Origin of the sequence: uncultured Dysosmobacter sp., assembly GCF_947631165.1 — a bacterium.
In the GTDB taxonomy this organism is placed as follows: Bacteria; Bacillota; Clostridia; order Oscillospirales; family Oscillospiraceae; genus Oscillibacter.
The window spans coordinates 1-10,866 of the sequence record NZ_CANRKH010000063.1; the positions used below are offsets into that span (position 1 = coordinate 1).

Here is a 10,866-nt window from a genome sequence, read left to right on the forward strand (position 1 = left end):
CCGCAGCGGTCGCAGATCTTGCCCTTGTAGCGGATCTTCTTGTACTTGCCGCAGTGGCACTCCCAGTCCTTGGTGGGTCCAAAGATCTTTTCGCAGAACAATCCGTCCCGCTCGGGCTTCAGAGTGCGGTAGTTGATGGTCTCCGGCTTCTTCACCTCGCCGTAGGACCAGGCGAGGATCTGCTCCGGGGAAGCCATGCCGATCTTGATCGCGTCAAAGGCAATGTTGTTGCCTGTGTTATTATCCATCATATTGCGATATCCTCCTTCAATGATCCAGAATTAATAATGTGACGAATGGAACGTGTTCTGGATCATTCGTCGTCGAAGTCCACATCGATGTCCGCGCCGGCGTCCTCCGGGGCGTCCTCGATATCAAAGCCGGACTCCTGGAAGTCAGCCTCGTCGGCAAAAGCGCGGTTGCGGTCGTCGTCAGCGTCCATCCGGGCCAGGTTGAAGGTGTCCATGGCGTCCTCGTCCTCCTTCAGCTCGATGGTGTTGCCGTTGGCATCCAGCACCTGGATATCCAGGCACAGGGACTGCAGCTCCTTCACCAGCACCTTGAAGGACTCCGGCACGCCGGGCTGGGGCACGTTGTGGCCCTTGACAATGGCCTCGTAGGTGCGGACACGGCCCGTCACGTCGTCGGACTTGACGGTCAGGATCTCCTGCAGGGTGTAAGCCGCGCCGTAGGCCTCCAAGGCCCACACCTCCATCTCGCCGAAGCGCTGGCCGCCGAACTGGGCCTTGCCGCCCAGGGGCTGCTGGGTCACCAGGGAGTAGGGGCCGGTGGAACGGGCGTGGATCTTATCGTCCACCAGGTGGTGCAGCTTCAGGAAGTACACATAGCCCACGGTGACCTTGTTGTCGAAGGGCTCGCCTGTGCGGCCGTCATACAGCACGCTCTTGCCCTCGGCGTCCAGGCCCGCCTCCTTCAGCAGGTCCTGGATATCGCTGTAGGTAGCGCCGTCGAAGATGGGGGTCGCCACCTTGATGCCCAGCTTCTGGGCGGCATAGCCCAGATGGACCTCCAGCACCTGGCCGATGTTCATACGGGAGGGCACGCCCAGGGGATTCAGCACGATGTCCAGCGGCGTGCCGTCGGGCAGGAAGGGCATATCCTCCTGGGGCAGGACCCGAGAGACCACGCCCTTGTTGCCGTGGCGGCCGGCCATCTTGTCGCCCACCTGGATCTTGCGGCGCTGGGCGATATACACCCGGACCACCATGTTCACGCCGGGGCCAAGCTCGTCGCCGCCCTCGCGGGTGAACACCTTGGTGTCCAGCACGATGCCGCTCTCGCCGTGGGGGACCTTCAGGGAGGTGTCCCGCACCTCCCGGGCCTTCTCGCCGAAAATGGCCCGCAGCAGGCGCTCCTCGGCAGTCAGGTCGGTCTCGCCCTTGGGGGTCACCTTGCCCACCAGGATGTCGCCGGACTTGACCTCGGCGCCCACGCGGATGATGCCGTTCTCGTCCAGGTCCTTCAGGGCGTCCTCGCCCACGTTGGGGATATCCCGGGTGATCTCCTCGGGACCCAGCTTGGTGTCCCGGGCATCGATCTCGAATTCCTCGATATGGATGGAGGTATACAGATCCTCCCGCACCAGGCGCTCGTTCAGCAGAACGGCGTCCTCGTAGTTGTAGCCCTCCCATGTCATGAAGCCCACCAGGATGTTCTGGCCCAGGGCGATCTCGCCCTGCTCGGTGGCGGGGCCGTCCGCCAGGACGGTGGGATCGTCGCCGCCATGGACCCGCTCGCCCACGTCCACGATGGGGCGCTGGTTGATGCAGGTGGTGTGGTTGGAGCGGAGGAACTTGGTCAGCTTATAGTCCTTTGTCTCGCCGCTGTCGTACTTGACGGTGACGTGGCGGGCGTCCACAGAGGTGACCACGCCGTCGCCCTCGGCCAGCACCACGATCTCGGAGTCGATGCAGATCTTGTGCTCCATGCCGGTGCCCACGATGGGGGCATGGGGGCGCAGCAGAGGCACGGCCTGCCGCTGCATGTTGGCGCCCATCAGGGCGCGGTTGGCGTCGTCGTTGGGCAGGAAGGGGATCATGGCGGTGGCGATGGAGACCATCATGCGGGGAGAGACGTCGATATAATCCACCCGCTCCCGGTCCACCTCCACGATCTCGTCCCGGTGGCGGGCGGTGATACGGGCATTGACCAGGCAGCCGTTCTCGTCCACCGGCTCCACAGCCTGGCCGACGATGTAGTTGTCCTCCTCGTCGGCGGTCATGTAGGTGATGGTGTCCGATACTCTGCCGGTGGCCTTGTCCACGGCCCGGTAGGGGGCCTCGATGAAGCCGTACTCGTTGATGCGGGCGTAGGTGGCCAGATAGGAGATCAGGCCGATGTTGGGGCCTTCAGGGGTCTCGATGGGGCACATGCGGCCGTAGTGGCTGTAATGCACGTCACGGACCTCCATATTGGCCCGCTCGCGGCTCAGGCCGCCGGGGCCCAGGGCGCTGAGACGGCGCTTGTGGGTCAGCTCCGCCAGGGGGTTGGTCTGGTCCATGAACTGGCTCAGGGGACTGGAGCCGAAGAACTCCTTGATGGCGGCGGTGACGGGCCGGATGTTGATGAGGCTCTGAGGCGTCACGATGTCCAGGTCCTGGATGGTCATGCGCTCCCGGATGACCCGCTCCATCCGGCTGAAGCCGATGCGGAACTGGTTCTGCAGCAGCTCGCCCACGCAGCGCAGGCGGCGGTTGCCCAGGTGGTCGATATCGTCCTTGGCGGAGATGCCCCGGGCCAGGCCGTTCATATAGTTGATGGAGGTGAGGATATCGTCGATGATGATGTGCTTGGGCACCAGGTCGTCCTTGTGGAGCTTGATCTGTTCGATCAGATCCTCGCCCTGGTACTGGCCCAGCAGTTCCTGGAGCACATCGAAGCGGACCCGCTCCTTGATGCCGCACTCCGCCAGAGGATCAAAGTCCACATAGTGGCTCAGGTCGCACATTTTGTTGGAGCAGACCCGCAGAGGCTCACCCTCGATATCGATGGTGACCTCGGCCACGCCCACGGTATCCAGCAGGCGGGCGTCCTCCTTGCTCAGCAGGTGGCCTTCGTCGAACAGGATCTCGCCGGTGGCGGGGTCCGCCACGGGATAGACCAGCTTCCAGCCGGTGACCCGCTGCCACAAAGACAGCTTCTTATTGAACTTGTACCGGCCCACGGTGGACAGATCGTAGCGCCGGGGATCGAAGAACAGGTTGTGCATCAGAGTCTCCGCAGCTTCCACCGTGGGAGGCTCGCCGGGGCGCAGCTTGCGGTAGATCTCCAGCATGGCGTCCTCGTAGTTCTTGCAGGGGTCCTTCTCCAACGTCACGGCGATGCGGGGATCGTCTCCGAAGCGGTCCAGGATCTCCGCGTCGGTCTTGAGGCCCAGGGCGCGGATCAGGCAGGTGATGGGGATCTTCCGGTTCTTGTCGATGCGGACCCAGAACACCTCGTTGGTGTCGGTCTCATACTCCAGCCAGGCGCCCCGGTAGGGGATCACCGTGGCGGTGAGGATGGGCAGGTCGGTCTTGATGTCGATCTCTTTGCCGTAATACACGCCGGGGGAACGGACGATCTGGGAGACGACAACGCGCTCCGCGCCGTTGATGACGAAGGTGCCGGAGTGGGTCATCAGGGGGAAGTCGCCCATGAAGATCTCCTGCTCCTTGATCTCCTCGGTCTCCTTGTTCCGCAGGCGGACCTTCACCTTCAGGGGGGCGGCGTAAGTGGCGTCCCGGGCCTTGCACTCCTCCACGTCGTACTTGGGGTCCTCATCCATCTTATAGTCGATGAACGTCAGCTCCAGGTTGCCCTGGTAGTCCGTGATCGCGCCTACGTCGTTGAATACCTCACGCAGGCCGGTGTCCAAAAACTCCTGGTAAGACGTCTTCTGGATTTCCAGAAGGTTCGGCATGGGAACGACTTCCTCATACCGGGCAAAGTTCTTACGAAGGGTCTTTCCGTAATACTTGTCTTTGGCCATCTTTTCATTCACCTTTCTTCTGCTCCCGCCGCCCTGTCCGGCGGCGGAGGCGGGTCGTTTGTTTTGGAAAGCGGCAGAGGGCACACGCGGACGCGTTGTTAAAATCCTTTCACTTCACTCTTGCATTGTCATGGGAAATATGCTACAATCAACACAGTAGTAAAGATGGGTATTTATCCCTCTTTATCATATAAGCGATTTATTTTACCACGTGATCCCTTTTCTGTCAAGGGATTTTTTGGCGTGTCCGGGCGTTTGCCCGGTTATTTTTTTTGCAGCTGGCCCCCGGCGGAGGAGATCCTCCGCCGGGGGCCAACCGTCTCAGGGCCAATAAAAAGCGGGCGGATGCTTCCGCCCGCTTTTCCGCTTTTTCAGGTCCTGTATCCACAGCCGGGACGCCGGATGGGCAAAGCCCCGCCCGGACAGCATCCAGCGGCTGTGGAGCCAGGTCCTTCCTCACTCGTACAGTTCTTCGTCGTTGTAATCGTCATACTCCGTGCCGAACTTCTGCTTCAGCCGCTTCTTCATGCCGCAGTACCCAACGCTCAGGTCGTGCCAGCCGCCGATCAGCAGGCAGACAAACGCGGCGAACGCCAGACTGGCGCCGATGATCTTCATGACCATGCTCGCGGTTTTGCTCATCGTAAAAATCCTCCTGTTTCGGAATTTCCAAATATGCCGCTGAGGATAGCATACACCTATTCTTTGGATTTTACAACTATTTTTCGCTCCGCCTTTTCCAGCAGGCACACCGTCTCCACGTGCCGCGTGCCGGGGAACATGTCCACAGCGCAGGCCCGGACCGCCTGATAGCCGAAGCCCGTGAAGATCCTGACGTCCCGGCCCAGGGTTGCGGGATCGCAGGAGACGTACACGATCCGCTCCGGTCCCATGGCCGCGATGGACGCGATGACCTCCGGACTGAGGCCCTTCCGGGGCGGGTCCACGGTGACCACGTCGGGCCGCAGCCCCTCCCCTTCCAGCTTGGCGGCCACGTCCGCCGCGTCGCCGCAGAAAAACTCCGCGTTTTCAATGCCGTTGCGGGCGGCGTTCTCTCTCGCGTCCGCAATGGCCGGAGGGACGATCTCCGCGCCGATGGCACGGCCCGCCCGCCGGGCCAGGCACAGGGTTATCGTACCGGTGCCGCAGTACAGGTCCAGCACCGTCTCCCGCCCCGTCAGGGCGGCATATTCCAGTGCCTTGCCGTACAGCGCCTCCGCCTGGTCCCGGTTCACCTGGTAGAAGGACGGCACCGACAGCTTGAATTCCAGGCCGCAGAGGGTGTCCATCAGGAAGTCCCGCCCCCAGAGGGTCCGGTATTTGCCCCCCAGGATCACATTGCCCTTTTTCGTGTTGGTGTTCAGCACCACGCCCACGGTGCCGGGGGCGGCGGACAGCACCATGGCCGCCAGCTCCGGCTCCCGGGGGACCTGCCTGCCGTTGGCCGCCACACAGCAGAGGCTCTCCCCTTTCCGGTTGACCCGCACATAGATGTGGCGCACCAGCCCCTTGCCGGTGGTCTCGTCATAGGCGGAGACCTTGTAGCGCTTCATCCAGTCCCCCACGGCCTTGGCGGTCCTGTCGGAGATCTCCGACTGGATCAGACAGCGGGCAACAGGGACGACCCTGTGGGTCCGGGCCTGATAGAAGCCGATGCTGCCATCGGCCCCCACGGGATACTGGCTCTTGTTGCGGTAGTGGGTCGGGTCTTTCGCGCCCAGGATAGCCTCCACCTCCACCTCCGAGCCGCCCAGGCGGGCCAAGGCGTCCTGGACCCGCCGGCGTTTGGCCCACAGCTCCTCCGGATAGCTGAGGTGCTGGAAATCACAGCCGCCGCACCGGCCGAAATAGGGGCACTCCGGCTCCGCTCGCTCCGGCGAGGGCTTGTGGATCCTGACGATCTCCCCCGTCGCGGCGGTCTTCATGACTTTGGTGATCCGCAGGTCGACGGTCTCGCCCCGGACGGCCCGGGGGACGAACACCACCGCGCCGTCCAGCCGGACGATTCCCAGCCCCTCGCTGGAGTAGCCCTCCACCGTGCCGGTATAGATCTGATCTTTTCGCAATGCTTCCATAGATACCTCTCGGCGTTGTTTTGAAACGGCAGGGAGCGCACCTCTCTCCCGGAAAAAGTTCTGCGGACCGTTACCGCTGGTCCGTGCGGCCCAGCAGATAGTCCGTGGTCACATGGAAGTAATCTGCCAATGCGATCAGCGTTTCGTAATCCGGCCGGTGATCATTTCCCTCGTAATACTGATATGTGCGGAGTTTGATTCCCAAATAGTTCGCTACGCTTTTCTGTGTGATCTTATTTTCTTTTCTCAGAGTCTGTAGCCTCTCCGCAATTTTAACCATAAAATATCTCCCGCCCTCTTGACACGAATAAATCATTCGTGTATTATTGATACGAATAAATCATTCGCTTATGGAGGTGTTTTCATGACTGATCTGATGGAGACTCTATACAGCTACACGCTGAACACCAGCTTCACCGGCCTGCTCTGCACCGACGCGTACCGCTCCCTGAACGCCCTGCTGGACCGCCTGGACGGCGAGCTTCGTCAAAAGCTCGCCGCCGGCGGAGAGGAGGTCCTGGAAACGTATCAGGACGCGCTGGCGGAGCAGCGGGACCTGGATCTTGCCGCCATGTTTCAGGCCGCTTTCTCCCTGGCCAGGGAGCTGAAATAGGCCCTCAGCGGATACGAGCAGCTTACGCCTCCCACTTCTCCAGCAGCTGCCGCAGCTGGTCGGCGAAGCGGGCCAGAGACTTGTTGTCCCGCCCCTTGCTGCGCCGGATGCTCTCCATCAGCATCTGGCCCACAGCCACCAGACGCTCGTAAGCGGAGCTGGTGCGGGCGCCGCCGGCCTTGGCCTTCCGCTCCGGCAGATAGCCGGGGGCCAGCTGCTTGTTGGCAGCCAGGTCATAGACCTCGGTATACTGGGGCGCATGGGCCTCAAAGCCCATGCCCTCCAGAGTCTGGGCGAAGAAGGGCGCCACCTCCCGGTCGCCGTGGACCACGAACACATGCTCCGGCTTGGGGTCCTGAAAATCGGCGATCCAGCTCAGCAGGTGGTCCCGGTCGGCGTGAGAGCTGAGGCCCTTGAAGTTCACGATCTTGGCGTGGACGGCGATCTCCTCGCCGAAGAGCTTGACGCTCTCCGCGCCCTCCAGCAGGTTGCGGCCCAGGGTCCCCTCGCCCTGGTAGCCCACGAACACCACGCTGCACTCCGGCCGCCACAGGTTATGCTTCAGGTGGTGGCGGATACGGCCCGCGTCACACATGCCGGAGGCGGAGATGATGACCTTGGGGGTCGGGTCCATGTTGAGGGCCTTGGATTCCTCGCTGGTCTCCGTCATGCGGAGGTTGGTGAAGTTGAACATGTGGGTCCCATCCTTCACCAGCTTCATGGCATCGTCGTCCAGATAGCCCCGGAGGTCGCCGGTGAAAATGGTGGTGGCCCGCTTGGCCAGGGGGGAGTCGATGTACACGGGGAAGTCCGGGTTGGACTTTACCAGACGGGCGTCCTTGATCTCCCGGATGAAGTACAGCAGCTCCTGGGTGCGGCCCACGGCGAAGGAGGGAATGATGACGTTGCCGCCCTTGGCGATGGTTTCGTCGATGATCTTCGCCAGATCGTCAGTGTAGCTCCACACCTCGGTGTGGTTGCGGTCGCCGTAGGTAGATTCCATCACCACGTAGTCCGCGCCGTGGAAGTGGACGGGGTCCCGGATGATGGGCTGCTTGACGTTGCCCAGGTCACCGGAGAAAATGACCCGCTTCTTCACGCCGTTCTCCGTCAGCTCCATGGCGATGCTGGACGAGCCAAGCAGATGGCCTGCGTCCACGAACTCCAGCTCAACGCCCTCGCACAGATCGACGATCTCGCCGTATTCGCAGGTAGTCATGAACTCCCGGACCCGCTGGGCGTCCTCGATGGTGTACAGCGGCTCCACCTTGGGCGCGCCGGAACGCTCGGCTTTACGGTTTTTCCACTCCGCGTCGGATTCCTGGATGTGGGCGGAATCCAGCAGCATGATGTCCAGCAGCTCCGCCGTCAGCCGGGTCGTCAGGATGCGGCCCTGGAAGCCCTGCTTGATGAGCATGGGGATGCGGCCGGAGTGGTCGATGTGGGCATGAGTCACCAGCACATAGTCGATGGAACCCGCCGCAAAGGGGAATTCGGCGTTGGACACCTCGTCCCGCCCCTGCTGCAAGCCGCAGTCCACCAAGATGCGCTTGCCGTTGATCTCAATACAATGGCAGCTGCCGGTGACGCATTGATCAGCGCCGTAAAAGCTGAGCTTCATAGGGAAACCTCCTTATTTATTTCAAAACATCAAGTCCGCAGGAACTTATTATTTCATATTGTAGCACGGTCCGGCCAAAAGCACAATCAACGTTTTCGATCAAATGTCTGGTTTTTTGTGAAAACAGCCAGCCCGCCCCGGCTATCTGCCGGAGCGGGCTGTGTGTCTTACTGGCTGTTGGAGCCGTCCAGGCCCTCCAGGTAGTGGACGAACTGCTGGGCGGCACGGCCGGAGAAGCCGCCGTGGCGGACCTCCCAGGTGTTGGCCAGGGCCAGGAGCCGCTTCTCGTCCATGGCGATGCCCTGGCGCTGGGCCAGCATCCGGACGATGTCCTGATACTCCTTGGGCGTGGGGGCGTTGTAGTTGATGGAGACGCCGAAGCGGCTGGCCAGGGAGAGCTTTTCCTCCATGGTGTCGGAGCGGTGGATGTCGCCGTTGTGCTCCATGTCCGTGCGGTCGTTCCAGGTCTCCCGGATCAGATGGCGGCGGTTGGAGGTGGCGTAGATCAGCACATTGTCGGGCCGGGTCTCCACGCCGCCCTCGATGACAGCTTTCAGGAATTTGTACTCCACTTCGTTCTCCTCAAAGCTGAGGTCGTCGATGAAGATGATGAAGCGGTAGTTCCGGTTCTTGATCTGGCCCAAAATGGCGGAGAGATCCCCGAACTGGTGCTTGTAGATCTCGATCATCCGCAGGCCACGGTCATAGTACTCGTTGATAAGGGCCTTGACGCTGGTGGACTTGCCGGTGCCGGCGTCGCCGTACAGCAGCACGTTGTTGGCGTGCCTGCCGTCCAGGAACGCCTCGGTGTTGCGGCGCAGCTCCCGCTTTTGCAGCTCATAGCCCAGCAGGTCGTCCAGCACCACGCCGTCGATGTTGCTGATAGGCAGGAACTCCACCTTGTCCGCGCCGCGGCGGATACGGAAGGCCCGGTTCATGGCGAACACGCCGAAGCCGTACCGGCGGTAGTAGTCCGTCAGCAGGCGGAACATCTCCTCCCCACCGGAGGCGGCAGCCAGGGACCGGCGCAGCTCCCGGACCTGACGGCTGACGTCGTGGTTGTAGGTCCGCTCCCGCTTGGGGATGGCGCGATAATCGCAGATGGTGGAAAAGCAGTCGATGCCCAGATCCTTCTCCAGCTTGGAGAAATCATAGTGGAACAGCCGGTGGAACACGGCGAAGTCGCTGACGGCAAAGCCGTTGACGCTGCCCTCGCTGGCCCCGAGCCGCTCGCAGGTGCGGGTAAAGGAGTTTTCGTTGGTCATCAGGACCCAGGTCAGATAGCACTGCCAGAGGTTTTCGTCGAAGCCGCAGTCTGTGCTCAGGTCCAGGATGCGCTTGATCTGTGCGTAGATCCGCCGGATCAAAGCGTCCCGGTCACAGCCGCCCTGCTCCCAATCCCGGAGGATGTCCGCCAGGCGGACCAGGATGCTGTCCTCCCCCAGGTCGCTGTACAGCAGCAGGTGGGCGATCTCACGGTACATAGCGCAGCCCTCCGTCAATCCAGCACGGCGCCCCGGTCGGCGGAGGAGACCAGCTTGGCGTAACGGGACAGGTAGCCGGTCTTGATCTTCGGCTCGAGGCAGACCCATTTGGCCCGGCGGGCCGCCAGCTCCTCGTCGCTGACCTGGACGGAAATGGCGTGGTTGGGGATGTCGATGGAGATGATGTCGCCTTCCTCCACCAGGCCGATGCTGCCGCCGGAGGCCGCCTCCGGGGAGACGTGGCCAATGGAAGCGCCCCGGGTCGCGCCGGAGAAGCGGCCGTCGGTGATGAGGGCCACCTCTTTGTCCAGGCCCATGCCCGCGATGGCGGAGGTGGGGTTCAGCATCTCCCGCATGCCGGGGCCGCCCTTGGGACCTTCGTAGCGGATGACCACCACGTCGCCGGCGACGATCTTGCCGGCGTAGATGGCGGCAATGGCCTCCTCCTCGCTGTTGAACACCCGGGCGGGACCGGAGTGGACCATCATCTCCGGGGCCACGGCGGCCTGCTTCACCACGCAGCCGTCGGGAGCCAGATTGCCCTTCAGCACGGCGATGCCGCCGGTCTTGGTAAAGGGGTCCTCCACAGAGCGGATGATCTCATGATCCCGGTTCACCACACCCTCCAGATTCTCAGCGATGGTCTTGCCGGTACAGGTCAGCAGGCTGGTGTCGATCAGCCGGGCCTTGGCCAGCTCGGCCATGACGGCGTACACGCCGCCGGCCCGCTCCAGGTCCTCCATGTAGGTAAAGCCCGCCGGGGCCAGATGGCACAGGTTGGGGGTCCGGTCGCTGATCTCATTGGCCATGTCGAAGGAAAGTTCAATGCCGCACTCATGGGCAATGGCGGGCAGGTGGAGCATGGTGTTGGTAGAGCAGCCCAGAGCCATGTCGATAGTCTCGGCGTTGTGGAAGGCCGCCTCGGTCATGATGTCCCGGGGGCAGATGTTCTTTTCCACCAGCTCCATGATCTGCATGCCCGCGTGCTTGGCCAGACGAAGCCGGGCGGACCACACGGCGGGGATGGTTCCGTTGCCCCGCAGAGCCATGCCGATGGCCTCGGTGAGGCAGTTCATGGAGTT

Annotated in this window: 9 protein-coding genes; 1 reads left to right on the forward strand and 8 read right to left on the reverse strand. The window is 62.4% G+C overall.

What is annotated here, in order from left to right; all coding sequences use genetic code 11:
- The 5 genes from Q0Z69_RS15680 to Q0Z69_RS15700 all read right to left on the reverse strand — a co-directional run.
- Positions 1–248: hypothetical protein (locus Q0Z69_RS15680; protein WP_298035342.1), on the reverse strand; the 248-nt coding region annotated here is incomplete at its 3' end.
- Between the two features lie 65 nt (positions 249–313).
- Entirely contained in the window at positions 314–3,991 is a 3,678-nt protein-coding gene (gene rpoB, locus Q0Z69_RS15685; protein WP_298035350.1) for a DNA-directed RNA polymerase subunit beta, read from the reverse strand.
- A 456-nt stretch (positions 3,992–4,447) separates the two neighbouring features.
- Positions 4,448–4,633, reverse strand: coding sequence for a hypothetical protein (locus tag Q0Z69_RS15690; protein WP_298035343.1), 186 nt, complete (start codon positions 4,631–4,633; stop codon positions 4,448–4,450).
- A 56-nt stretch (positions 4,634–4,689) separates the two neighbouring features.
- The gene (gene rlmD, locus Q0Z69_RS15695) at positions 4,690–6,066 is read right to left on the reverse strand and encodes a 23S rRNA (uracil(1939)-C(5))-methyltransferase RlmD (RefSeq protein ID WP_298035344.1); all 1,377 of its coding nucleotides are present in this window, start codon (positions 6,064–6,066) and stop codon (positions 4,690–4,692) included.
- 70 nt (positions 6,067–6,136) lie between these two features.
- Positions 6,137–6,346: a helix-turn-helix domain-containing protein gene (locus Q0Z69_RS15700; RefSeq protein WP_298035345.1), complete on the reverse strand. Its 210-nt coding sequence runs from the start codon at positions 6,344–6,346 to the stop codon at positions 6,137–6,139.
- Positions 6,347–6,430: 84 nt separating this feature from the next.
- Here Q0Z69_RS15700 and Q0Z69_RS15705 point away from each other — a divergent pair, with 84 nt between their 5' ends.
- Entirely contained in the window at positions 6,431–6,679 is a 249-nt protein-coding gene (locus Q0Z69_RS15705; protein ID WP_298035346.1) for a DUF6809 family protein, read from the forward strand.
- A 22-nt stretch (positions 6,680–6,701) separates the two neighbouring features.
- Here Q0Z69_RS15705 and Q0Z69_RS15710 read toward each other — a convergent pair whose 3' ends face one another.
- The 3 genes from Q0Z69_RS15710 to Q0Z69_RS15720 all read right to left on the reverse strand — a co-directional run.
- Positions 6,702–8,300 carry an MBL fold metallo-hydrolase RNA specificity domain-containing protein gene (locus Q0Z69_RS15710; protein ID WP_298035347.1) on the reverse strand — a complete coding sequence of 533 codons (1,599 nt, stop codon included), beginning with the start codon at positions 8,298–8,300 and terminating at the stop codon, positions 6,702–6,704.
- Between the two features lie 167 nt (positions 8,301–8,467).
- Positions 8,468–9,784 (reverse strand): ATP-binding protein, encoded by a 1,317-nt coding sequence (locus Q0Z69_RS15715; RefSeq protein ID WP_298035348.1) that lies wholly within the window; start codon positions 9,782–9,784, stop codon positions 8,468–8,470.
- 14 nt (positions 9,785–9,798) lie between these two features.
- On the reverse strand, positions 9,799–10,866 hold a 1,068-nt coding region (locus tag Q0Z69_RS15720), incomplete at its 5' end, for a dihydroxy-acid dehydratase (RefSeq protein WP_298035349.1).